This window comes from Rufibacter ruber (assembly GCF_014138425.1).
Lineage (GTDB): Bacteria > Bacteroidota > Bacteroidia > Cytophagales > Hymenobacteraceae > Nibribacter > Nibribacter ruber_C.
In genome coordinates this window covers 60,448-83,095 of sequence record NZ_JACJIQ010000012.1, presented here as the reverse complement: position 1 = coordinate 83,095, position 22,648 = coordinate 60,448, and the positions used below count along the sequence as shown (strand labels likewise).

The window sequence follows — 22,648 nt, the reverse complement described above, 5'->3', positions numbered from 1 at the left end:
ATAATCATCATACTTTCAGATGGTCTTTGATTCTCTCCCGTAGCCCTTCCTTGAGATAAGCCTGCTTCAGGTCTTCGGTGTTTTCCTCGGTAAGTCCCAGAATGGCGTCACCGTATTTCATTTTCAGCGCAACGGTCTTGGGATCATCACCCTTTAGCAGGAATTCGTTGTCCTGGGCGATCATCCGGATGCTGTTGTGGAAAGCACCGGTGTCTTTCAGGGTCACCCGGTCAAAGGGCTGCCCCTTCACTTGCTTAATGCGCTTGGTATTCTCGGTATAGTCCGGCTCTATTCGTGTTCCGTCTGCCCGCAGCCCCGCCTCCATCTGGTCGGCGTTCCAGTTCTCAATGGTTGTTCTGTTTTCCTCCAGAACAACTTCTGCCATGGCGCCCACGTCAAGTGTCTGGAGCTGCGATATGAGGCGGTTCAGGCGTTCCATCAGATTGCCACCCTCCTAAGGCTGTTGCTAGGCGCACAGGGCAGGCAGCGGCCGTCAAAGTCGCTCAGGTCAAACTCCAGCGCCTTGATGGCGGCGGAAAGCCTTACTGTAAGCCCAGGCGTGCCCGTGGCGCTGTTTTCCAAGGCGGCGAAGGCCAACGGCCCCAGCTTCTGCTTCTTCTCGTTGTCGCGCGTGGAATAGGCCATCTCTGTAATCAGGTCCACGGCCACCTGCAGCCCGAGCGCGTTTGTCAAAAGGTCAGAGTGCCGGCAGATGAAAGCCGTTAGGTCGCACTTCATGGAGAAGGCAAGGTTCAGCCCCCAGTTGGTGTCGCTCTTGCCGTAGTCCATGGCGATAGACTCCCACTGCACCCGCTCCGGCGTGATAGAGGCCATCGGCACGGAGAACGCCCGCACCTTCACGTATGGGCTCCATGTGCGGTAATAGGCAGTGTCATAGCCGTTGCAGGTCATGCACGGCGGTTTGCTCATGTCCGACTGCCGGTTGATGGCCTGCCCCTGCAGATCATCCTCATAGTAGCCGAGGCAGTACACGCCAGCGGGCAGCGTGTTTGGGTTGGCGGCGTCCAGGCTGAACCATGAGAACTGGATAGGCTTGGTGATGCTCACCTCCTGCACCCATACCGGCTCCTCCGTACCTTCCTGGTACAGGTATAGCTTCATGCCCGTCTGCGCCGTGTCAAACTGAACCCCCACCTGGTTGATCACCGTGGCCATGTCATCGCTTCCGGAAAGATGCAGTTCCAGCCCTACAAAGCGGCCCTGCCGGATAATCTTGTCCGTGTAACTGGCGGCGCCGTGGAAAAGCCTCGTGTCCTCAAACAAGCTCTTTACCTGCTGGCCGAGTTTCTTCTGCTGGAAGATGGCCATGAGCAGCTTGTTGGTACTGGCCCCCACCATGCGCTTTAGGTAGTCGCTGAGTAATGCACCCGCGTTGTTTGCCTGCACCATGGAGGTCTCCAGCAGGTTCAGCAGGTTATCCACGGTCAGCAACGGGTGAAAGGAGCGGTAATAAAGGCCGCTGCGGCTCTCCAGCAGCTCGGCTGCCAGTTGGGGTACGCCCGGTGTGTAGCTCTGCTCAAAGCCGATCAGCCCCGCCGTGCAGCCCTGTAAGGTCTTGGTGTTGTACATATTCTTTAGATTTGCCCGTTATGCAAAAGGCCCGCCCTATCACAGAGCGGGCCTTTATCACCTTTTAGAGAAATACCGGTTAGACAGACGCTAACAGTTCAATCTTCTGGATTGGGCTGTAGTCAGCGAGAGGGCGTGGGTTCCATGCACCGAAAATGGCATAGTCCATGGACCACTCAAAGGATTCCATCTCAGCACGGGTCAAACCGTCGTTGCCAACGGTAGCCCATGTTTCTTCCGTCAGGTCGGCACAATCCGCTCTCCAGAATAGACCCATAGTCTCTCCCAAGATGTTAGACTGGTACGTGGTCCATTTCTTGTTGCCGTGGTCGGCACCGCGCTTACAGGTCGGGTCTATTCTGGTAAGGAAGCCCAAAGTCCCGGGGTTCACCGCATAATAGGTAGCCAGAACGCCTGCGCCGTTGGTCACACGGTTGGACACGTACGGCGCGTCATAACCGGCAAACTGGTAGGCGGTGTTGTTGGCGTTCTGCGGGCCGTTGGCAATCAACGGGTTCAGTTGAGCGCCGCCCATCGGGTTGGTCAGGATATCCGGGTTCTGGTCGCCGAAGTCCATTGTCTGCATAATGGCGGTCAGGCTGTTGAACATGCCGATACGCTCATCATACGGCACACGAAGGGCACTACCCGTAAAAGGGTAATAAGAAGCCAAATCACCGGCATAGGTGTTGCGGTTCGTTTCAATATAATTCCGCACCGCAGTGTCCAGAATCTTCAGAGACTTAATCTCACGTGCACGCAGCATGGAGTTGAAGGCCTCCTGATATTCCATCAGATTGTTATGGAACAGGTCTCGGGAAATGGCAAACCCGAAAGCAAGCGTTACAACAGTAACGGGAATAACCGTGTTGCTCAGGTCGCCTGTCTGCACGGCACAGGTCCGTACGTTGGTGATTGCCGGGTCCTGATAGTTGGTTGCCCTAACTTTCAGCGTGCCGCCGAAGGCTTTGTCAAACTGCTGACGCACGCTTGGGGTGACCACGCTCAGTGGGTCGTTGGTTTGTTTTCTGGCCAATGCCAGTGCGCCCGTGCTGGTAGAGCGCTGAACGTTTTTGCTGAGTCCCTCGGAATCCGCTGTGTAGTCCGTGATCAGGGTAGCCGCTAAATCAAACATTTTGTTTTGGTTTAAAATTGAACAATCATTTCTGTTGCCCACTTTCCTTTTGGGCATGTTTCAGCGGCTACCCCTTAGCCACTAGGAATTTAACTTTAAGCAGCCAACGGAAGGTTGGGGTGCTTCTTGATGTACTCTGTGTAAAGTGCCTGGTGCTGCTCCGTTCCGGACAAAACACCGGCTTTGATAAGGAATTGGGTTACCTCCTGTTTGGTTTTAAGCCCTTCAGGTATCATAACGGTTCCGGTATTGTCAGAACCAGATGAACTGCCGCCTGCTCCGGCACCAGTTTGTTTGTGGCCGTTGTCCTGGTATTCCTTCAGTTTCTCCGAAAGCAGGGCCTCTCCGGTGGCTGGTTGCATATTGGCCCCCAGGATAGGTTTCCCTTCCGCATCTAGGTACACAATGCTTCCGTCTTCGTTTTTCTTGGCAGACTTCACCAACTCTGCCTTGGCATTCGCTATCGCAAGGTTAACGAGGCTCTCCGGCAGGCCTGGCTTAGGTTTGAACCCCACAAGGGCTTTGTTCAGGTCAATGCTTACTTCTTTCTCAAAAAGAACCTGGTCTTTTTGAGAAAGAAGTTCCTGCCACTCCTGCTCTTTTTTCTGGTAAGCCTCCACTTGGGCCTTCAGCGTTTCATCACTGGCATTCGCTTTCAACTTCTCCTGCAACTCCTTGATGGTTTTGTCAGAGGTGCCGTATTGCTCTTTGAAACTGGCGATCACGCGCTTGGCGAAATCGTAGGTCTTTTCGTTAGGCTCCTTTGTCAGCCCGGAGGATTCGGCAATGTCTTTGTCCAGGGCAGAATAAATCTCAGAGGTTTTCTCAGCCGCGATACGCGCCCGCTCACTTTCCACAAATTTATTCTGGTCTTCTGAAGTAAGAATATTGAACCCCTTGCCTTTCAGCGCTTCGATAAAGACATTCTGTACCTCCGGTTTGTCACTCAGTAGAGCGTCTGCTTCTTCTTTTGTCATTTCTTAAGTCCCTTTTAAGAATGGGTTGATTGATTTACTCTTTACCTGATTTCTTCGCCTGCTCTCGCGGGTCATGCAAAATGTCTACGCCGTCATACCCCTTGAAGGCCCCTTCTTTATCCATGTTCTCAAAGTCGCGGACTGAGAACTGCACCACGCGCTCATGGTCGGTGTAATTTTTCAAGGCAGGGTTATGCAACTTCTGCGTTAGCTTCAAGTGCATCAGATCTTTCTCCGTCTCCGGGAATTGGTAATTGCTGTCTTTGCTCCCTTTTAGCATTTTGTTCTCTGACATAATCGTACAGTTTATTTTGGATAAGCTCAATTTTCCTGTTGAACGAAACACCCTCGGAGGCTACCATGTGTACCGGCAGCTGCTCCCGCTCAAAGCGTTTCACGTAGTAATCGAAGTTCACCTTCAGAAGCATGGCCTCGTCAGACACGAGGTACGGGAAGTCCTTTTTGAAGTCCCGCAGCTCGGTGATGGTCAGGTCTGCGAATGGCTCCAGATTGGCTAGTATGCGGCTGCGCTCCAGCTGCTCCGGGTCGTTCTTGTACTGGGTACTGCCGATCATCTCACGGTTGGCAGCCAGTACGTGCATGGGCATTCCGGCCTTCTTGTTCAGCTCATAGGCCTGCAGGTGCTCTTCTACCGTCTGCAGGTAGAAGTCATCCCCGAGCGACACTGTGACCCTTACAAAGTCATCCCCGCCCCAAAGTCTTGCCATGGTGCTGAACGCCCACTCCTGGATCACCTCAAAACCCCAGGCAATGTTGGTAAGTACATCTTCCTTGTTTTCAAACTCACCCTGTACCTGCGTTTCGTTCTTTGCCTCAGAACGGGAAGAAGCCTCTCTTCCGGCGCAACGTGTAACAATGGTCTGCTCCAGCGCCTTTAACTTGTCCTGAGAGAACTTCAGGGCCTCAATGTCCACCTTCAGCATTCCCATGGGTCCGTTATCCATCTGGTCGAATGAATCCTTAGTGTCCGGAGTACTAACGCCGAAACGGGAGCCTGGCCCAATCAGTGAATTCTGTTCGCACTTAGGGCATTTCTTCTGGCATGGCTCCCCTTGCAAGTTTGTGTAGTTCACATATCCGCCCTCGCAAGGGTTGGAATGCTCGTCTTTGTAGTCGCAAGAACCCACATAGTTCCAGATCACTGGCCACATGCCGAATGAATGGTAGAACTCTATACTGGCATGCAAATCAACATACTCGTCCAGCCTCCCCAACGCCTTGGTGAACGGGGAAACCCGTTGCAAGCTGTCACGGCTGGAAAGCAACTCCCGCCAGAAAGGGTGAGCCGGGCAGTAACCCAGTGCATGCGGGGCATCTTCGCCCTCCTTGTTGTATTTGCCGTTCTCGTCTTTGGAGAAAACACGGTAACTCGCATCGTCCAAAGCGGCGAACAAATCAAGCTTCCCCGTCTCGTCTTTGCCAATCTTGAAAAGAACGTATTCGCAGGCACCGTCACCTTTCACGTCCACATCCACCACATCGGAGATGTTGACCAGGTACTGGTAGACCTGCGGCCTTGGGGTGGTCTGCTCCCTTGGGGCATCCACCACCAGAATTGAGTTAGGCGCCACCTTCAGCGCCTCAAAGCCTCTGGTCTTCCAGAAGCTGTCAACCCCGTTGGCCTCCAGCAGCTCATTGAATTGCGCCTCCAGTTCTGCAGACCTGAACTCCACCTTCCGGAAGCTGTTCTGTGCCTCGAAGACACGGGAGAGGCTGCTGGAGATAGTGTCACATACATCATTTGAAACCAGCGGCGCCGTCACCTTCTGCTCAAACGCCTTGTACTTATCAGCGGGCAGCTGCTCCCTTTTCGCAGCCAGAAACTTCTGGAAAGCAGGGTTGTTCTTCAGGCTTTCCTTTTCCAGCACCGGTTCCACGTGCATCCTCAGGCGCTGCTCATGGGCAATGCATTGGCTTATAAGCGCCTTATTCTTTGGTGCCTTTAGGCGGTCTATTACCTCTTGGTCTGATAAGGTCGCCATTCTCGAATATGAAACGCTTGTCGGTTAGTTGCCAATGGTTGTACTTCTTCTGCTCCTGGTACCGGAGGAGGTTCTCGGCGTGGTCGATGCCGAAAACCTTTTCCTCCCCCGATTCCGTGTTTTTGAGCGTCACCTCATTCTTTTTCGCCATTACAGGTCATATCTTGGGTTGAAATCGGCTTTCACCATGATCAGGTCGTTATCCCACCCTTCCTGCAGCGAGAAGCTGAACGGGGTCTTGTTGTCCTCGTTGTAGCCTTCGGAACCGGTGCTGCCCAAGCGGAAGTTCTTGATGGGAATACCGTTGTAATCAGACTTTGCGAAGATGTTGCCGTGGCGGTTGACCATGTACACGGTCAGATTCGGCTCATTCACCAGCTTCAGCAGATCCTGCCGTGTAGTAGAGGTCAGGTTGCGGAACATGCCGCCTGTCACATCCACCGGACCCTCGCCTTTATAAATGGCGATGCCGTCAATGGTGGAGTTGTCACCGCCCCCTTCAAACTGCCCTTCTGAGGAAGGGATCACCAACCCTGAGAACTCAGGCGTTTTCACCACCTTGGTGTCATCAGTAGCAGCAAGCAAAGGTGTCCAAGTGGCCAAGGCCTTAAATGCCGCCTCTGTGCCAAAAATCGGGGTGGCTGGGTTGCTTGGCTGCCCGCGCTGCACCAGGAAGGTTACAATCTGATCTAATTTCAGTTCGCAGTCAGAGAGTGTGATAGCGGTAAGCGAAGACGGGAGTGTGCAGGTTTCAGGCATTGTTTTACACAGTTAAAGTAATACTTTATATAACCTGTGTAAAGTACGTAAATACCAATGGTTTTGGCAAATAAAAAACCAATTATTTTAGCTTTGCTAATTAAGGCGGCGCAGGTAAGCCGGCCGGGCTTGCTGTTTGCCTATCTTGTTCAGCGCCACATACCTGAGCGGGTCTATCAAGTGGTTGAACACGTCCACCGGTTCATTGGTGGCCTTGCCCGTGGTTTTATCCACTTTCCACTTGTAGTTGTTGAGCTCTTTCCGGAGGTTGGTGCTGCGCTTGGTCACGTTCAGGTGGTAGCGTTTAAGGATGTCTATGCCGTTCAAGATGCTATCAGGACCTTTAACCGCACCTTCTATGCGGAAGCCCTGGTCTTTGATCTCCCGGATGGACTTGGGCTCGGCAGAATCGGCAATGATGTCATGGCGGCGGTTAAAACCCGCTTCATCCAGGCGTTTGCAGATGGCCGGATTGGTCAACCCGTAGTCGTACATGAGCTCATCCAGCCACAGCTCCCCGTTCTGCATGTACACGTCCACTACGCCGGTGGGGTCATTGGTAAAGCCGAAGTCCATGCCCGTGCCAACGTGCTTGGCATCGGCCGGGATCTCGTCACAGAGCGACCAGTTCCGCAGCACCAAACCTTCTATCTTGCCGGTGAGGCCACGAGCATACACGCGCCACAACTCCTCATCCTCATCACGTAGGGCCTCGATGGTGGCCCGCTGCATGTCAGAGAGGAAGGGGTTGTGGCGGTGATCAGAAATGAAGGTTTGGACAAACGGTTTGCCTATCAGGTGCTCATGCACCCAGAACTCGGCGTTGGGGTTGTAGTCAATGTAGGACTGGATGCGGGTACGCAGGAACAGTTCTTTCCATATCAGGTACTCCACCCCGTTGGCCTCGTTAACGAACAGGTAGTCTCGTTTACCTGACTTGGCATCCTGCGGCCCATCATAAGACTTAAACTCCATGATAGAGCCGTTGTGGTAGGTGAAGATCCGGTCTGACTTGTTGTAGGATTTGATGAGCCTCCGGAGTGTAGGCGTGTTGTCGAAGATTTCCAGCGCATCACGCAAAGCGCCCGCTTTCAGGTTGGGAATATCCTGACCAACTACGGTACAGACCTTACGTGGCCTTTCGGAAAGTTTTGTAAAGAGCACCTGCAGGATGTTGTAGGTCTTTCCGGAGCTGGTCCCTCCCTGATCAACTACCACCTGGGCGGTGGCATTGTAGTTGGCTTCGTAGAGTACGGAGGTTTCAAACATTACAGGAGTACGTCTTTCTCGCTGGAAGCAATCTTTGCATCTGAGGGGATAATCCTGACTTCAGCTTGGATGATTGGCATAGCCTTGCCTTGCTCGTTGTCTTTCTCAAAAAGACCGTGCATACGGGCAAGGTTGGTTAGTGCGGCATCTGCTGGATACATTTCAACTGTGGTGCCGAACTCAGATGGCTTAACGGATTTGATGCGCCCAGCCTGTTTGTCTAGGACTAACTTGACCAGATCTAAGTCGGCCACCTTTACCAACTGAGCAGGGCCATCCACCACGACAGTGGCGTTTGGGTTATGCTTCAATTGAATTTGGAGCTTGACGATCTCCCTTCTCCTTGCCCCCTGCTGCGCATAATGATCATCCAGCTCTTTATCTGAATAACCCAAGGCATCCGCATACTCATCGTGAATAGCTATCTCCTGCTTCAGGTCTTCAATCACTTGGGACAGATGTTTTTCCACCTTTGGCCTGCGCACCACTTCCTTAATTTCGAAGTAGTCATTCAACGAGGCTTTGGCAATGTCTGAAATGAGTTTAACTGTCTCCTTGGCTCCAAGAGCAATCTCTTCCAGTCTGGCATCAATAGCCGCCCGAATTTCAGGTTTTCTCAGGTTTTCCCACCCCATTGAATAAGCAGTCTTCTCACTATACCCCGCACGAATAGCAGCCTGGGTGGCGTTCAGGTCCACCAGGTACTCCTCACAAAATCTCTGCTGCTTATCGGTCAGTTTCACTGCTGCCATCTATTCTCCTTTCGGGTCTGTGGGTAGGGGGTTAGGCTGGTTCATATGTCTTTTCAAAAATATCAGGCTTGCAAGGGTAAAATTCACCGTTAACGCCTTTTATAATCCAGTCGCCAAAAGAAGCCATCATATCTCCTTCTAAGGTTTTAATAACTCTACCTCCCTGTCTTTCAAGTATCTTTTCATAATCGTCCCAAGCATCTTCTGCTCTACGGCATGATGTGTGTCCTATATCCTCTTTTTGGGCGATAAATCTTTCAACCTCTAAGATTGACATAGGTGTGTTTAATAGTTGAACAGCTTCAATCACTACTGGTTTTTTTCTGAATTTTGCCATATCTCTTTCTCCCCAAAGGGCTGTTAGGTTAAAATGGGTGGGTTCTTTTCTACTAACACTTCACTATTCAAAATTGAAACACACTCAAAAGCCTTCTGATATGTCAACCCATATTGGTAGTCTGTCTGCACGAAACTGTCTTTTTGGTTCGGCTCCATGTCTGCATCATCATCGATTATTACATAATCTGTTACCTCTGGGTGTAAGTCAAGCCATTCTTGAATCTCTTTGCCTCTCTGCAAAGATGAACCCGTTCTTCGTCTGTGGTTGGGTGTGATACCAATTATTTCCCCAGGCAATTCCCGTTTCTTCCAAAGTTCCTTCATTACTTCTGTGCCAGACATACGCCAAGTAGAGCTAATAACAATCTTTGCTCCTGTGGCTTCTATTACCCATTTCAGCATATCAACTGCCATAGGGTCAAACCAATGCCCAAATTCGTCACGGTATAGATGCGAGGCTTTGATTGCTTTATATTCTTTAACGCCTACGTTTTCATGTATATAAAACAGGTGTCTCATATACACTTCTGTATTCAAAACGCCATCAATATCTAGGAATACAACTTTCATACTCTCTCTTTCCCTTTACCCAACCGAGGTTGGGAGTGGTTATTTGTTAGGCTCCAATCTTGATTTAAATACCTCCCAGTCCTCCTTAGAAAACTCACATACACTAAGTATCGAATTGATTTGTCTGCTCTCTAGCCCGCGCTGAGCGTGTATAATACATTCTGCCAGAGACGGGAAAGCGCTTCTTTCTACAGCAGTTGAGCTAACGTTTTTAATCCCGTTTGGGAATGTCTCTGAATAAGCGATTAAAAAATATCTCATAAAGTTCTTTTCCTTTCCCCCCTTCACCTGTTCCCCGAATGGGCAAGCTTGCAACCCCCGCTAAGTTTAAACCATTCGGGAAGCAGGTAAGGGTGTTAATATTCGGTCGGCCTTCTGCCTTCCGGTAGTTGCGCGGGGGAGATTCGAACTCCCGACCTCAAGGTTATGAGCCTTGCGAGCTACCACTGCTCTACCGCACTGTGTTCGGGTCTTTCCCCGACTGTCAAAGCCTCAACCATCGCTTTTGAGTAGCCTTCATAAGGGAGGCTCTCCCCTCGTGGAACTGGCAAGATTCGAACTTGCGAAACAGGCCGGGCTTTTACCTTGCGGCTGTACGAGGTAGTTCCAGACAATTAGCAGCAGTACCCCGGCACGACTTACAGGCTCGCTACTCAGCTGCTTTACATTTCGCGCCCTTTTACGCCTTCCTTTTCACCAATCAGTTCCATGTAATCAAGAGAGGGCAGGATTGGTTACCTGCTCGGTTTCGTTTCTAGTTGCTTGCCCATACATCTTAGCAACCAAAATTAGTGGGGCTACTTAGCCGTAGCTGACACGGACTCTCACACGTGCTTCAACCGAAAAAGCTGTTTTTGAATACGGGTTAATCGCGGCTCCTTAGCTATTTACACTTCCTCGCGATGCGTTAATTCCGCCACCTCTCCATTTCTTAGCAAAGGCTTCTCCCTTGCTGTTAGTGGCCAAAGGCGAAGCGAATCACCTTTGACCTGGCACTGCGCCTACTTCCTTTCTACCAACGGTGGGGCAGTATTCGGCAAGCCGTTGACCTTTCCAGTGCCTTTACTAAACCCCGCCCCTTTACGCTTGCATCAGAGGCAGGCGGAGGTTGTTGTTATTGCTTTTTCATAATGGTAAGATTAGGTGAAAAATCTATCAAACAGTTACTTTAACCAAGAAACTCTAAATACGTAAATTTCACTGAATTATACAAGTATCACAAGGGTATTTTCGCATGGATTTCGCCAGCTCCCGCGCCCTGTTCCGAAGCTTCCGCCTTGCCCGGCAGAGGTGGCTCGTGCACCTGCTGCTGGAAAGGAACGGGAAGGGTGTGCAGTTTTAATCATTAGATTTTATAGTAACACCTCCTTTATAGCTCTAAATATGGCTCTTGCAACAGGAGGCGCAATTGCATTGCCATATGCCTTAATCTCAGGGTCTAGGCCACCTTTGTCCAGTTTTCTGGGTAACCCATCATGTATTCCGTAAGTCTCGGGCAAAGTCTTTTTCCGGTAAGTGCTGCATATTGCTCTGCTAGGTTCCCATTCGGGTGCTTGTGGAATCGGCCTGCCAACGATTTGGCTGAAAATGATGCTCTCTTCTCCCCGTCCGAAGCCGTGGGGGTAAGCCACAACCCACGTACGCGCACGGGGGTGTGGCGCACCAAATTCAGAGGCTGACAGATCACACCATTCCGCATCGTACCCGATTTCGGCAAGGCTGTGAAGGATTCTGTCAAGCCCTTTGCTTCTGATTGCTGTGACGTTTTCCCCAATGATGATTTGCGGCTTGTATCTTTTGATGAGTTCAAGCCAAACCCACCAAAGGCCGGTGAACTGCATGATTTCTACTGAATCAAAATACGAGACTGGGCTTTCGCATGAATCCGTGTTGCACCTTACAGCGGATCCGTCAAACGTAATGGCAAGAATAGAATAACCGTCTTCACCAATCCATTTCTTACCGCTTTTATCCCAAGCTCTAAACTTTATCTCTCTATTCATCTTCTTCTGATTTACGCACCTATTCCTAGGTGCTGTTGACATTCTAACTCTGCCTTTCGCTCTTTCCGCAGCGCCTTGTGCAGCTTGTGCACGCGGTTGGTGTAGGGGGAGCGGAACCGGCGTTCCTTAAATCCGATAGTGTAGCCCAGCAGGGTGAACTGGAACACGACCACCATGACGGGCACCCAGTGGGCGTTGAGGAGTAGCGCCTCGAACACTCGGGGCTTTTCGGTTTCGGGGTGGATTGCTGTTTGCATGGCGGGTGGGGTTAATTAAAAAGTGAGGTTTGTTTCCCGTGTTTATTCTCCTGTCCAATGGACTGGAGTAGCTTTGCCTTAACATCTTGTAGGTGAATAATTAGTTCGTCTACTTTTTTAGCAATGAACAGCGTCTGGCTCACCTTATATCCCCCAACTTCTTCTACAGGCAACCCAGGTACTCCAGTACATTCATCAATCAGAAGGGGGTAGTATGAGTGTGCCTCAACACATTCTCTTTTTAAACCCTGATGATGAAATGGCTCAGATAAACTAAGCCCTATAAATCTTCCTCCATTGCTGTAGGTGTTTTGCTTTAGCGGAACTCTATTATCAAACTCCATAAACTTGTCAATTAATCGTTGTTGATGGATGCGTTGGCGGGTTTCAGTGGCCGGGCGAGGGTGGGCTGCTTGGTGGCGGTGTACTGGGCTTTCATCTGCCGCCCGTGGTCGGTCTTGGGCTCATAGCCGGGGTAGCCCAGGGCGATCAGGGTCGCGTCCCGCTGCTCTTCCTTGGAGAGGCACACGGAGAGGGTCAGTTGCGTGGTCATGGCTGGAGCTTGTTTTTAAGGCGGGTGATATGCCCTTTGAGTGTATTGTTGGTTCTGGCTAGGGAATCACGTTGGGCTACAGCCTCTTTCCACTGGCTCCTGTACCATTCTAAATCTGCGATTAGTTTTACATAAGGCTTTGCCATGGCCTCCTGTGCATCTGCTACCCGCTGAAGGCAGCCAAGCATGATATGTTCTGTGGTTTTCTCACCGATATATACCGCGCGAGAGATTTCTTTCATGTTTCCCATTTTTCTATGCTGCTTTAGTGGTTGGTTAAAAACTGTTGTAGATGAATCTGTCCCGGAGTATGCCCGACTGCTTGGCCTGGGTTTCCGGTTTGCGCTTTTTCTGCTTCCTGGGGTTGCCGCTGAGTTTGCGCTTGTCGTTCTGTATCGTCTTCCTGGACACCTGGAACCGCTTTGCCAAGGCCAAGGTGCCTATCTGCGGGTTGGCCGCTATGAAGGCCAGCCGCTCCTGCTGCGTCGCTATCTCCATCATTTTCTTCCTGTGTTATCGGCTCCTGCTCCTGCAGGTAATGGTGGCACTGCCCGTGGGCGTAGCCGTATTCTAAGGGGAAGCCGGTCATGATGCTTGGCTTATGGGTTCTTCCAGGAAGTCAAAGAGTGTTGGGATAGTGGCTTTGTATTCAGCCTCTCTGCAATATTCTACACCGTCTCTCCAATACCCTTCGTTAAGTTCAGTGGCCATGCCTTTGCGGCCCAGCTTAATGCATCGGTAGGGAACTGTCATCACTCCGCCGAAAGGGTCATACACCAAGTCCCCAGGGTTAGAGTACCTCTCTATTGCCCTGTCCACAATGTCAAACTGTAAGGGGCACACATGCTTTTCCTGCTTCTTCTGGCTTTGTCTGGTGTTAAGCGTATTCATGCGGTTAATGTCATCCCAAACCACATCCGACTTTGACTTAGGAGGTATGGCCATGAAGGTGCTTGGCAGCTTACCCATGCTATCCAAAGTTTCACAGATGGCCACATGGTCTTCAAACTTGTAAGCAGTGGATTTGCTGTAGGATTCCCACCACTTATAGATTTTACCAAGGTCCATCTTCCGAAGCTCCTCAGGTGAAAGGAGCCGGTTGCCGGCGCTGTTCCAATGGGCGTGCGCATCTAACTGCCACCGCCCACGTGAATACTGTTCCTTTGACTTTACCACCTTGTCATCTGCATAGGCGTTGGAAGTATCGGTCGGGGCCTTCCTGAATACAAGCAGGTACTCCGGGGAACCTGCGCCCATCTTGGAACCATCCTTGCTGTTCTCTGTCCAACCTAACCGGTAAGTCTGGTTATTCTCCCGTACCACGTCCGTGGTGATAATGTGTTTGCCCAATAACCACCATCCGTGTTTTAGGAAATGTGCCACAGTCTGCCCGGAGAAATCTATCAGGGAGGTAAATCCCACCCCGTTCTGGTAACTGAACTGGATACGGTCCTTAACGTGGATGCAGGCGATGCGACCTGGTTCCGTGATTCTAAGCAGCTCCGGCGTCAGGAAATCCATCTGCTTAAAAAAACCCTCGTTGCCATTGTTGTGGCCGAAATCCCGGTAGCTCTCGCAGTACTCGTACTGGTCAGAGAAGGGGATGCTGGTGAGGATCATCTTCACGCTGTTGTCTGGCATGGTCTTTACCTCCTCTACCGCGTCGTTGTGGATGCAGGTAAAGTTCTGGCCCTTGGCTTCCTTGCGTTCAATCTTCATGCTTCTTTTTAGTTCAGTGATGGCGTCTGCCTGTGAGAGACCGTATTGTTTCATTAGCCTGGTCATTTCTGCTATCATTTCCTTATGGCGGCTCCATTTGGCCTCCAAGATTTTCAGCACCTCCGTCTCGGCATCGGTATAGACCAGATGGATGTTCACCTCCTTGGTCTGCCGGAACCTCAGCACCCGGTGGATAGCCTGTAGGAAGTCTTTGAACTTGTAGCCTATGCCCACGAACACCGCGCTGTGGCAATGGTACTGGAAGTTCACCCCTGCCCCGGCGATGGTGGGCTTGGTGGCCAGGTGTTGGATATGGCCATGCTTGAACTCGTTTAGAATCTGCTCCTTTACCTCGTTCTTCTGCGAGCCGAAAACAGACTTCACCTCCGGCAATATCTTCTCTATGTGCTTGCGTTCGTCTTCCAGGTCATGCCACAGGATCCAATGCTTTTCCGGTTCGGCCTGCACTATCTCCACCGCCTTCTCCACCCGCAGGCTCAGGCTGTCGCGCTTCTCGCGGGCGCTTTCCGTTAGGCCCCGGCTGGCGTCGGCGAACATCTTGATGTTGTTGTCGCGGTCCATGATTACCCCCCGGTCCCCTAGCTTCACCTCATGGTAATGGATGTTGAGCTTTGGCAGGTCGTAGCCTTCGTCAGAGTAGCCCAGGTCTGAGGGATGCTCCACGAAGATGGCCCAGCTGCGCACCCATATCCAGAACTCCTTTTCCTTGTGCGGGTAGAGGGTTAGGTTTCCGGCCTTCGTGCTGTCCCGCTGGAAGAAGCGGGTAAGGGCCTGGCCCCGATCACAGATGCCCAGGAACTGCGCGTAATTCAAGATCTCGGTGTATTCGTTGGGCGCCGGGGTGGCGGTGGCGATGAAGCGCAGCGGGATCTTGGACATCTCATGGATAATGTAATCCGAGGTCTTGGTGTCCAGGTTCCTGATGGCGTCGCCTTCGTCAAAGGACACGCCGCCAAAGAAGTCAGGGTCAAAGTTCCCGTCTCTGATGCGCTCGTAGTTGCTCAAGTAAATAGCGGGGCCCGCGTTGGTGGCTACCTCTTCCATGCCGGTCACGTAGTGCACCTGTACCCCTATTAGGTCGCGGGCATCATCTTTGAACTCCCCCAGAACCCCTAATGGCAGGCCTATAAGGAAGGATTTACCGGTGTAGGCGACGCACTGGCGGGCGATCTCCAACTGCATGGCGGACTTACCCAGGCCGAAGGAGCAGAAGATGGCGCGTCTGCCGCCTTTCAGGCTCCACTGTACAATGTCTCTTTGGTGTGGAAAAAGGGACGGGTTAATGTCTTTGGCGTCAAAGCCCACATTCTCAACGGTGAGTATTTTACTCTCTAGGAATTGAGTATAGTTCATATCTGTAGTTGGTTCTATCTTGCTCATGCCTGTTCTGATTTTCTGGCGTTGATCTCCTGCTGGACAAGCTCCAAGCCCTTGGCCAGGTCCGGCCGCTTGTTCTGGTAGTATTCCAGCAGCACCTCCAACTCCTTGTCTGAATAGCGTGGCAGGGACTGTTTCAGCTTCACCTCCATCTCATGGGAGTAGTCGCTGGCAATGGTTCTTATGTGCTGCATGGCTTAGAATGGGAATTTGGGTTCTATAAAGTCTCGTCCCGGTGTCCCCGGAATCTTGCTCACGTGATGCGTCATCTCAATCTCCGGCTGCACCCCCGGTCTTACTAAAGGGCTTGCCCCGTTGTAGAGGTAGCGGTTACTCCTTCGCTCAAACATAAACTCCACCATACCCGGAATCCCTACCAGTTTCTGTTTCTTGATTTTAAGGGAATGGAATTGAGTTCTAGTGCTCGTCTTGTCCATCAGGAAGTCAGGCCTATGAAGGCACAGTATGTTGTCGCACATGTTGTCCCACATTGCCCCGCCGCTCAGGTTGTATTGAGTCGGGTGCGGGAAGTCGTCGCCGTTTTTCAGGTTACCCGGCGCCCTAGGGTGTGCCGTTATGATGCTGCAAAGGTTCTTTTCCCTTGCCACCTTCTGCTCAAGCGGCAACTGCGAGGCCAGGTACAAGTCATCCCGCCCGGTGTAACTGTGGACCATCTTGTTCCAAGGGTCTTTCAGAGTTCCCGAAAACGTTTCCCCGGAAGTCAGGTACTCCACGTATTCCCTTATCACTTCGGGCGTGTGGGCCTCCTGCGGGTAGACGTACACAAAGTGGGCGTCTATGAACTCCTTGCCCCGCTGGTATTGGTTATGGCTCATCCGGTTTCCGTAATAAGGGTCAACAGACATGCCGATGTAAGTGTGTATCAGGGTGTCGAATAGTTCCGGGGCGGGGTAGTTCTCGGGGCTGAATATCACCCAACGCCAACCCTCGTACACAGCCTTCAGAAGCATCAGGAAAAGCGTGAACTCCGTTTTCCCGTGCTGCGGGTAACCCGTTACGCAGGTCAGCTCCCCTGACTTCCATGTGAAGTGCGCATCCAAATCGGGAATATGGGTGGTAATACCCCTTGGCTTCCCATTGTGGAAGGTGTGGTCCATCTCCTTGCTCACGTCTGAAACCCTGTAAATCCCTTTCTTGAAGTCAAGCCTCGGTGATTCTTTCGGTAGTTGCCGCTGCTCAAGGACTTCTTCTTCCTGCAGGAATTCTGCTCCGAAACTCATGCTGCCACCCTTTCCATAAGCACCTGAAGAAGCGTATCTTCCCCGGCCATCTTGATGGCATAGGCTTGCTTCAGGTCATTTACATCTTCCAGGCAGGCTGCAAGCTTCCTTCTGAGGGCCTGGTTTTCCAGTGTCATGGCCTCCAGCAACGCCTCAACAGACACATTGTAGCCAGCCACCGCCTTTATCATTTCTTCCTCCGCCTTAGCCCTGTTGAAAGAGGCATCGGAAACTTCTTCTTTGGCGTAGATAGCCTTTGCAATGGCGGCTCTCTGCTGCAGTAGTTTCTTCAGTGGCTGCTCGCTCATTTTCAAGCCTTCCTTGGCCAATTCCACACTCATGCTGTTTTGGGCTTTGTCTGTAATGGGGTTCATGCTGCAACTTCTTTTGGGGTTCCGAACATCATATCCACGTCGCGTCGCGACAACTTCACGGGTTCAGTTTGTTGTTTAGGTGGTTTAGGGTCAATCCTGCCCATTTCCTCTGCGTCTTTCGGGTAGCAAATCTTACCCCACCCGCCTTTGATGCTGTATTTGATGATTTTAAGGGCAAGGTCTTCATTGACTGAAGCATATTTGCTTATTTCATCCAGCACCACCCGCTCCTGCTGCCTGGTGTAAGGTTTAGCGTCTTTCTCTGATAGGTGCAGCAGCCACACCTTCCATGCTTTTTTGAATTTTTCTGACGGGTAGGGAAGCTTGACTTCATTCCCGCTTGGCGAATACACCACCGGCTGCGGTTCAGGTTTGGCTTGAATGCTATCAGACAAAGGAGTAGTAGCAGTAGTAGTTTCTAAGTTTTCTAGTTTGTTTGTATGGTCCCACGTTGTGTCCTGATTTTGGGACACTGGAGGCGGTGTAGTGTCCTTTGTAGTGTCCCACGTTGTGTCCTGATTTTGGGACACTGGAGGCGGTGTAGTGTCCTTTGTAGTGTCCCACGTAGTGTCCTTAATTTGGTACAGTGGAATCACCTTGAACTTACACTTGCTGCGCTTGTTGCTACCTTCCTCAAATTGAACTAAACCAAGCTTCATAGCGACTTCCCGAGCCTTGTAGTAGGTGGATTTCGAGACCTTAGCTTTCTCGATGATATCATCCCTGTAGACCTCGAAATCCCACCCGTACTTGTTGGCGAAAAACAGGCAAGCGAAGTAGTAAGACTGCACCAATGCGTCCAATCCTTCAAAGTCCCTTTCTTTTTCCCAAAAGGCGTTTATCTGCTTGATGTAGTTCACGTGTCTCTCTCCTATGCTGCTTGTTTGAATCGGTTGTTGTAGGCGGGGCTGTTACGCCGCCGCCTCTTGCTCTGCCAGTTCGCGGTCTGCCTCCTCATGGGTCATGCCATCGGGGGTGTTGTCAATCTCCGCCTCAGGCGCATCGTCAAAGAAGGCTGAGGCTTTGCTTTTGACGGCTTCCTGTTTCTGGGCACTGAAGTCGGCGCCGTTGTTCTGCTCATCCAGGGCCATGGTGTGCACCACCTGCTCCGGGATGTTGTGCTTGGGCAGGAACTTGAACAGGCGGCGGATAGGGGCTTTGCGCATCATCTCACCTTCCCATTCCTTGTAGGGCGTGTGCCCGCCTTTCTTCACGGCCTCAGAGGTCCTTTTCACCTTGTCCAGCTCATCGCGGTTCATCACCTCGAATTGTATTTCCCCGTTAGGCAGGTAGGCCACTGCATAGGCGGCAATAATCTCCCCGCGGTTTTTCAGGGCGGGCTTGTGGTGGATAAAAGGCTTGGTGCCTTTCTCGTAATCGAACACATCGTTCTCATACACCACCTCTGCCTCCACTTTCCTGGCCGCGCCGGAGGTTACCAGCACATTGATCAGGCCCATGTAGGAAGGGTCAAGGATCAGCTTTTTGTTTCTGGGAACCAGATAGGCCAGTTTTAGCACCGGGTTTAGGGTTAGGCCGGTGAGTGCCACGTTGATGATGCAGTTGCGGATACTCTGCGGCTCCATGGTAGCCAGAAAGGAGTTGGCCTGAATCATTTGCATGGCAAATCCCGCCTCCCTTTCAAAATCAAGTTTGTTATTCGGGACGCTTTTAAAGCTTTTTTGCGCGGCTACTACCTGCGTTCTAGCCAGTTCTAATTGATTGCTCATAATAGTAATTATCTAAGCTGAAAGTTTTGATTCACGGTATGCCCAAGTAGGCAGGTCCAGTTCAATGAGGCCTCGCATTTCTGGCTGGGCGTACATCTCATACCCCGGCCATTCGCCAGTTGCAAGGCACTTCTTATAGGTTTCAAGGGCCAGGCTGTACTCGTAGCGCCCCTGCTCAATCATGCTGTCTGAGGCGGCATAAGCCTGCGCGGCATAGGGATAGGTTTTCTCCTGACAGATGAAGACGAACTTGCGGGACACGCCATAAATGCTTTCCAGCACATCGGTGTATAAGGCGGCCTGGATGTGGTAGCCGAAGTTGTGGCATTGCCGGGCGAAGCCTTCCGGCGACGCGTCCTCGCATGTCTTAAGGTCCACAATCACCTTTGGCTTCAGGTAGTCAGGCCGCACGCGAACCCTGGCGCCGTAGAAGTCCTCATGGTAATGTGATAGCTCATAGTCACCGTCAATCAGAAAACCCGCGATGGTGGGGTTTGCAAAGAGCACGTCTTTCATGGCTACCAACCGCAGAATGTCTTCATTGGAGATTAGCGTTTTGCCTGTGTTCTTCGCTTCCTGGGAGGCTTTCCATTCCTTGTTTTTGGTGTTTCGGAAGTCCTGCAGCGGCTCGGGTTTCTTGCTAAGGTCCAGGCTCCAGTATTGATCCAGGAAGTCAAGCGGCTCCAGCACGTAGGTGTGGTAAGCGGTTCCGAACAACATGGCGGGCGTTGGTTCTTTCTCCTCCGCGTTCGCCAGGTGGAAAGGGGATTTCTGAATGATGGTCTTCAGGCCGGAGGCGTTGATGTAGTCACGCTTGGCGTGGTACTCGGCATTGGTGTCTCTCTGCACCAGTGCGCGCTCTTCAATAACTCTGTCTATGATTTGCATGGTTAGATATTGCTAAAGGTGATGGGTATTACTGTTTTCATCTTGGCCAGGAAGCCGGGCAGGTCTTTCAGCTTGCCGGTGAAGGCCATGGGGTTGCGGAGTATTTGGCGCGTTCTCATGGCTAGGCGGGCTCAGTTGCTTCAATTTTACAAAACGCCTCATGGAACTGTTTGATAAGGGAGAAATACACAAGGTATTCCTGCACAACCTCTTCGGAATATCCCTCCAGGAGGGCGATAGAAGTGTAGTTTTTCTCCCACTCATCAATAGTGTGCGTATGACAGCCGCATGAGATTTTGCCGTTGCCAACATAAGTGACAGCATGTTTGGAGCCGTTTATGTAGAAGCCTGTGATAAGCTTAGTTTCAGCGTCAACTTTACTTCTTACCCCGATGCTGGCACGGTTCCCGATGCTGGCACCGTTCCCGATGCTGGCACCGTACCCGATGCTGGCATCGTCCCCGATGCTGGCACGGTTCCCGATGCTGGCACCGTTCCCGATGCTGGCACCGTACCCGATGCTGGCACCGTACCCGATGCTGGCACGGTCCCCGATGCTGGCACCGTTCCCGATGCTGGCACCGTACCCGATGCTGGCATCGTCCCCGATGCTGGCACCGTACCCGATGCTGGCATCGTCCCCGATGCTGGCACCGTACCCGATGCTTATATTCCGCTTGGCTAATTCCTCTGCCAATTCGGTGATGCTATTCTCAAACTGGAACTGCTGCCAGCTGTAATTCTCGTCACGTAAAAAGATGGTTCTCATGGCTATGCTGCTTGCGCTTTAAAGTGTGGGATTCTGCTTGCTCTTTTCATCACTGCTTCCAGCTCCAGGAAAGCATTGTCAATAGCCTCCTGCTGGGTCTTGAAAGGCACATGGCCGACGGATCTAAGCCCCTTAATCGCCCAGAAGGAGAGTTTGACCCAATGCCACTCCTGCCCGTCTGCCACCACGGTGGTTTGTGTTTCCGCATTGCAGTACTTAAAGCCGGGCAGGCGGTGAGTTAAGTCGTGCAGACGCTTCGCAAGCTCTTGGCTGGTGTAATTCTGATCCATGGTCAGGCGACGTTAAATGATGGTTTGCGTTTTTTGATGGGCAGTGTGGGGTTAGTGGCCAGTATGATGCAGTAGGCATAGCCGTATCTGCGGGCCGCGTCGGCTACCTCAGAGTTGGCGCCGTGGGCCTCCTCCTTGGCCATCTTCTTGATAGGGTCCAGCGACTCCTTCAGCAGGAAGTCCTCCAGCTCCTCGGCACACGAGATAGACGGCCGGGTGGCGGAATTGTGGAGCCTCTTTAGCTCCTTGTTAAGCTGGGCGGTGTAGTGGTCGATGCGCTGCTCTGCATCAAACGAAACCCGCGTAGGCTGCATGGTAGTCTCCGGCTCCTGCTCGTAACTGGTGGAGAATTCAAAATGGGAGGTGGGGTTGGTAAACATATTCTCGGAAGGTTAGGGGGTTATAAATGGGTTAATGTTTTGCTGTCTTGGCCTCGAAGGCGGTGATCTTGTCCTTTGCGCCCGGCTGGCTGTTCCGCTCGCACCAGGCAATCAGGTCGGTGAGCCTCACCTTGTCCATCACCGCGCTCTCTCCGGGGATAATGGGCAGGTACTTGGGGTGCTTCGGCGGGAGCTTGCCGTAACCGCGGACCGTTTCCACTGTCTGGATGTCCAGGAGACGGGCCGCTTTGCTCACCTTCACGCAGGCTGCGGCGCGAACTGCATCGGTTATGAGCTGCTCCACAAGCTTGGAGGTGGCAGCCGCCAGCCCCTGCTTTACAAAAGTGTCCAGCTCCTTCTCTGTGAAGGCGGGAATCTCGGCATTGAGGGTCCATGTGGGGCCGGGCTTCTGGATTATCTGCGCGTTCATAACTTTTTTGCTGTGAGGTGAAACCTTGTGATCTGCTCTGCGTTATCTGGGTATCTGTCGGGTTTCTCCGCCGCTACTCCCTACTGTTTTCTTTAAGCGGCCGCTCTTCTCTGGGCCTGTTTCAACGCCTGCTTGGCTTTGTCCCGCTTCTCCAGAAATTTGATTCTCTCAGCGTATGCCTTCTTATCAGTCAAGACCGCGAGGTCTTCGATGGACGGCCAGATATAGGAGCTTCTCTGCTCCTGTGTTACCACCCTGCTCACGTAAGACGGGTCTACCCCGTGCTTCTCAGAGATGGTGGCCGTGAACCCCTCAGGCATCAAATCCCGAATCGGTCTGCTGGTTGTTGTCTTCTCCATTTCTTTCTGCTATTTTGCTATTTGTTGATGTTGATGATGTAAAGGTATTAACCTATAGTTAAAAAACAAACTATTGGTTACAAAAAAATTAAGGAAATTTTAACTGATGGCTAAACTTCGGTCAGAAAACCCAATAAACCAGCGCGTTATAAATTACATTGAGGAAAAAAATATTTCTCAAACAGCTCTAGCTGATCTTTTAGGAATGTCTGTACCTGGAGTAGGGAAACTTTTAAGAGGCAAAAACAATCCAGATGTTAACCATTTGTTAAAAATATCTGAATCCTATGGTATGAGCTTGGATTACTTGATTAGAGGTGTGGATAATTTAGACTGGCTTATTAAAGGTGAAGAACCAATGGAAAGGTCAAGCGATTATGTTAATGCTGAAGTGCATGAAGAATTTGTGAGTAACGGATCAAAGAGGCTTGATGAACAAGACATTCCTCTTTATGATATTACCGCCGCCGCAGGACTGAACGCCCTGTACAATAGCACCAATAACATCTTAGGCTACATCCACATTCCCAACATGCCACGATGCCAGGGCGCCATATATGTTAAAGGAGATAGCATGTACCCTTTAATAAAACAGGGCGACATGGTGGCGTTCCAGCCTCTAATGGATATTCCAGATGAAATTGACTTCGGGGAAATCTATGTGGTAGACATGAGCACCCCTTACCGGGAGCGGGTGGTGGTGAAATATGTAAAGAAGTCTGAGAAAGGCGAAGAATATATCAACCTGGTAAGCTATAATGAAAAGCACCACCCAGACACCCACGTTCATTTGTCAAAGGTTCGGGCAATGGCAGCAGTAAAAGCTATTGTAAGGCTAGTTTAGCCAGCATCAGGATAAACAG

General features: G+C 51.4%; 31 protein-coding genes and 1 tRNA gene. 1 reads left to right on the top strand and 31 read right to left on the bottom strand.

Annotated elements, in window-relative coordinates:
* Nucleotides 1-7 precede the first annotated feature (7 nt).
* The 31 genes from FHS90_RS14470 to FHS90_RS14320 all read right to left on the bottom strand — a co-directional run bounded on the left by FHS90_RS14470 (nt 8) and on the right by FHS90_RS14320 (nt 21,785).
* Nucleotides 8-385 carry a hypothetical protein gene (locus FHS90_RS14470; protein WP_182513580.1) on the bottom strand — a complete coding sequence of 126 codons (378 nt, stop codon included), beginning with the start codon at nt 383-385 and terminating at the stop codon, nt 8-10.
* A gap of 53 nt (nt 386-438) precedes the next feature.
* The gene (locus FHS90_RS14465; RefSeq protein ID WP_182513579.1) at nt 439-1,590 is read right to left on the bottom strand and encodes a hypothetical protein; all 1,152 of its coding nucleotides are present in this window, start codon (nt 1,588-1,590) and stop codon (nt 439-441) included.
* A 79-nt stretch (nt 1,591-1,669) separates the two neighbouring features.
* Nucleotides 1,670-2,593: a phage major capsid protein gene (locus FHS90_RS14460; RefSeq protein ID WP_182513578.1), complete on the bottom strand. Its 924-nt coding sequence runs from the start codon at nt 2,591-2,593 to the stop codon at nt 1,670-1,672.
* Nucleotides 2,594-2,820: 227 nt separating this feature from the next.
* The gene (locus FHS90_RS14455; RefSeq protein WP_182513577.1) at nt 2,821-3,702 is read right to left on the bottom strand and encodes a hypothetical protein; all 882 of its coding nucleotides are present in this window, start codon (nt 3,700-3,702) and stop codon (nt 2,821-2,823) included.
* Nucleotides 3,703-3,736: 34 nt separating this feature from the next.
* Nucleotides 3,737-3,886 (bottom strand): hypothetical protein, encoded by a 150-nt coding sequence (locus FHS90_RS14450; protein ID WP_182513576.1) that lies wholly within the window; start codon nt 3,884-3,886, stop codon nt 3,737-3,739.
* Between the two features lie 7 nt (nt 3,887-3,893).
* A complete protein-coding gene (locus FHS90_RS14445; protein WP_182513575.1) occupies nt 3,894-5,705 on the bottom strand; it encodes a hypothetical protein in 1,812 nt (603 codons plus the stop codon).
* Complete coding sequence (locus tag FHS90_RS14440; protein WP_182513574.1) at nt 5,650-5,856, bottom strand: hypothetical protein; 207 nt, start codon at nt 5,854-5,856, stop codon at nt 5,650-5,652. The genes FHS90_RS14445 and FHS90_RS14440 overlap by 56 nt, the downstream gene beginning before the upstream one ends.
* Nucleotides 5,856-6,464: a hypothetical protein gene (locus FHS90_RS14435; RefSeq protein WP_182513573.1), complete on the bottom strand. Its 609-nt coding sequence runs from the start codon at nt 6,462-6,464 to the stop codon at nt 5,856-5,858. Before FHS90_RS14435 ends, FHS90_RS14440 begins: the two co-directional genes overlap by 1 nt.
* A gap of 96 nt (nt 6,465-6,560) precedes the next feature.
* Nucleotides 6,561-7,733 carry a PBSX family phage terminase large subunit gene (locus FHS90_RS14430; protein ID WP_182513572.1) on the bottom strand — a complete coding sequence of 391 codons (1,173 nt, stop codon included), beginning with the start codon at nt 7,731-7,733 and terminating at the stop codon, nt 6,561-6,563.
* The gene (locus FHS90_RS14425; RefSeq protein ID WP_182513571.1) at nt 7,733-8,485 is read right to left on the bottom strand and encodes a terminase small subunit; all 753 of its coding nucleotides are present in this window, start codon (nt 8,483-8,485) and stop codon (nt 7,733-7,735) included. The genes FHS90_RS14430 and FHS90_RS14425 overlap by 1 nt, the downstream gene beginning before the upstream one ends.
* Nucleotides 8,486-8,516: 31 nt before the next feature.
* Complete coding sequence (locus FHS90_RS14420) at nt 8,517-8,822, bottom strand: hypothetical protein (RefSeq protein WP_182513570.1); 306 nt, start codon at nt 8,820-8,822, stop codon at nt 8,517-8,519.
* 23 nt (nt 8,823-8,845) lie between these two features.
* Nucleotides 8,846-9,394 carry an HAD domain-containing protein gene (locus FHS90_RS14415; protein ID WP_182513569.1) on the bottom strand — a complete coding sequence of 183 codons (549 nt, stop codon included), beginning with the start codon at nt 9,392-9,394 and terminating at the stop codon, nt 8,846-8,848.
* 389 nt (nt 9,395-9,783) lie between these two features.
* A tRNA-Met gene (locus FHS90_RS14410) sits at nt 9,784-9,855 on the bottom strand.
* An 891-nt stretch (nt 9,856-10,746) separates the two neighbouring features.
* Nucleotides 10,747-11,397 carry a YopX family protein gene (locus FHS90_RS14405; RefSeq protein WP_182513568.1) on the bottom strand — a complete coding sequence of 217 codons (651 nt, stop codon included), beginning with the start codon at nt 11,395-11,397 and terminating at the stop codon, nt 10,747-10,749.
* 11 nt (nt 11,398-11,408) lie between these two features.
* Nucleotides 11,409-11,654: a hypothetical protein gene (locus FHS90_RS14400; protein WP_182513567.1), complete on the bottom strand. Its 246-nt coding sequence runs from the start codon at nt 11,652-11,654 to the stop codon at nt 11,409-11,411.
* 11 nt (nt 11,655-11,665) lie between these two features.
* Nucleotides 11,666-11,998: a hypothetical protein gene (locus FHS90_RS14395; RefSeq protein ID WP_182513566.1), complete on the bottom strand. Its 333-nt coding sequence runs from the start codon at nt 11,996-11,998 to the stop codon at nt 11,666-11,668.
* Nucleotides 11,999-12,009: 11 nt separating this feature from the next.
* Nucleotides 12,010-12,207, bottom strand: a complete 198-nt coding sequence (locus FHS90_RS14390; protein ID WP_182513565.1) for a hypothetical protein — start codon at nt 12,205-12,207, stop codon at nt 12,010-12,012.
* Nucleotides 12,204-12,449: a hypothetical protein gene (locus tag FHS90_RS14385; protein WP_182513564.1), complete on the bottom strand. Its 246-nt coding sequence runs from the start codon at nt 12,447-12,449 to the stop codon at nt 12,204-12,206. Before FHS90_RS14385 ends, FHS90_RS14390 begins: the two co-directional genes overlap by 4 nt.
* A gap of 34 nt (nt 12,450-12,483) precedes the next feature.
* Nucleotides 12,484-12,708, bottom strand: a complete 225-nt coding sequence (locus FHS90_RS14380; protein ID WP_182513563.1) for a hypothetical protein — start codon at nt 12,706-12,708, stop codon at nt 12,484-12,486.
* A gap of 84 nt (nt 12,709-12,792) precedes the next feature.
* Nucleotides 12,793-15,327 carry a DNA methyltransferase gene (locus tag FHS90_RS14375; protein WP_220483075.1) on the bottom strand — a complete coding sequence of 845 codons (2,535 nt, stop codon included), beginning with the start codon at nt 15,325-15,327 and terminating at the stop codon, nt 12,793-12,795.
* Nucleotides 15,324-15,518 carry a hypothetical protein gene (locus FHS90_RS14370; protein WP_182513562.1) on the bottom strand — a complete coding sequence of 65 codons (195 nt, stop codon included), beginning with the start codon at nt 15,516-15,518 and terminating at the stop codon, nt 15,324-15,326. Before FHS90_RS14370 ends, FHS90_RS14375 begins: the two co-directional genes overlap by 4 nt.
* 3 nt (nt 15,519-15,521) lie before the next feature.
* Nucleotides 15,522-16,565, bottom strand: a complete 1,044-nt coding sequence (locus FHS90_RS14365; RefSeq protein WP_182513561.1) for a DnaB-like helicase C-terminal domain-containing protein — start codon at nt 16,563-16,565, stop codon at nt 15,522-15,524.
* Nucleotides 16,562-16,939 (bottom strand): hypothetical protein, encoded by a 378-nt coding sequence (locus tag FHS90_RS14360; RefSeq protein WP_182513560.1) that lies wholly within the window; start codon nt 16,937-16,939, stop codon nt 16,562-16,564. The genes FHS90_RS14365 and FHS90_RS14360 overlap by 4 nt, the downstream gene beginning before the upstream one ends.
* Nucleotides 16,936-17,799: a hypothetical protein gene (locus FHS90_RS14355; RefSeq protein ID WP_182513559.1), complete on the bottom strand. Its 864-nt coding sequence runs from the start codon at nt 17,797-17,799 to the stop codon at nt 16,936-16,938. Before FHS90_RS14355 ends, FHS90_RS14360 begins: the two co-directional genes overlap by 4 nt.
* Before the next feature lie 51 nt (nt 17,800-17,850).
* Complete coding sequence (locus FHS90_RS14350; protein ID WP_182513558.1) at nt 17,851-18,669, bottom strand: phage-derived integrase/recombinase RecT; 819 nt, start codon at nt 18,667-18,669, stop codon at nt 17,851-17,853.
* Between the two features lie 12 nt (nt 18,670-18,681).
* Nucleotides 18,682-19,557, bottom strand: a complete 876-nt coding sequence (locus tag FHS90_RS14345; RefSeq protein ID WP_182513557.1) for a PD-(D/E)XK nuclease-like domain-containing protein — start codon at nt 19,555-19,557, stop codon at nt 18,682-18,684.
* Nucleotides 19,558-19,678: 121 nt separating this feature from the next.
* The gene (locus FHS90_RS14340; RefSeq protein WP_182513556.1) at nt 19,679-20,326 is read right to left on the bottom strand and encodes an acyl-ACP--UDP-N- acetylglucosamine O-acyltransferase; all 648 of its coding nucleotides are present in this window, start codon (nt 20,324-20,326) and stop codon (nt 19,679-19,681) included.
* Nucleotides 20,327-20,328: 2 nt separating this feature from the next.
* A complete protein-coding gene (locus FHS90_RS14335; RefSeq protein WP_182513555.1) occupies nt 20,329-20,616 on the bottom strand; it encodes a hypothetical protein in 288 nt (95 codons plus the stop codon).
* Nucleotides 20,617-20,618: 2 nt separating this feature from the next.
* Nucleotides 20,619-20,996 (bottom strand): hypothetical protein, encoded by a 378-nt coding sequence (locus FHS90_RS14330; protein WP_182513554.1) that lies wholly within the window; start codon nt 20,994-20,996, stop codon nt 20,619-20,621.
* A 31-nt stretch (nt 20,997-21,027) separates the two neighbouring features.
* Nucleotides 21,028-21,426 (bottom strand): hypothetical protein, encoded by a 399-nt coding sequence (locus FHS90_RS14325; RefSeq protein ID WP_182513553.1) that lies wholly within the window; start codon nt 21,424-21,426, stop codon nt 21,028-21,030.
* 92 nt (nt 21,427-21,518) lie between these two features.
* A complete protein-coding gene (locus tag FHS90_RS14320; protein WP_182513552.1) occupies nt 21,519-21,785 on the bottom strand; it encodes a hypothetical protein in 267 nt (88 codons plus the stop codon).
* A 106-nt stretch (nt 21,786-21,891) separates the two neighbouring features.
* On the opposite strand from FHS90_RS14320, the gene FHS90_RS14315 reads away from it, so the two are divergent.
* Nucleotides 21,892-22,629 (top strand): XRE family transcriptional regulator, encoded by a 738-nt coding sequence (locus FHS90_RS14315; protein WP_182513551.1) that lies wholly within the window; start codon nt 21,892-21,894, stop codon nt 22,627-22,629.
* Nucleotides 22,630-22,648: the final 19 nt, after the last annotated feature.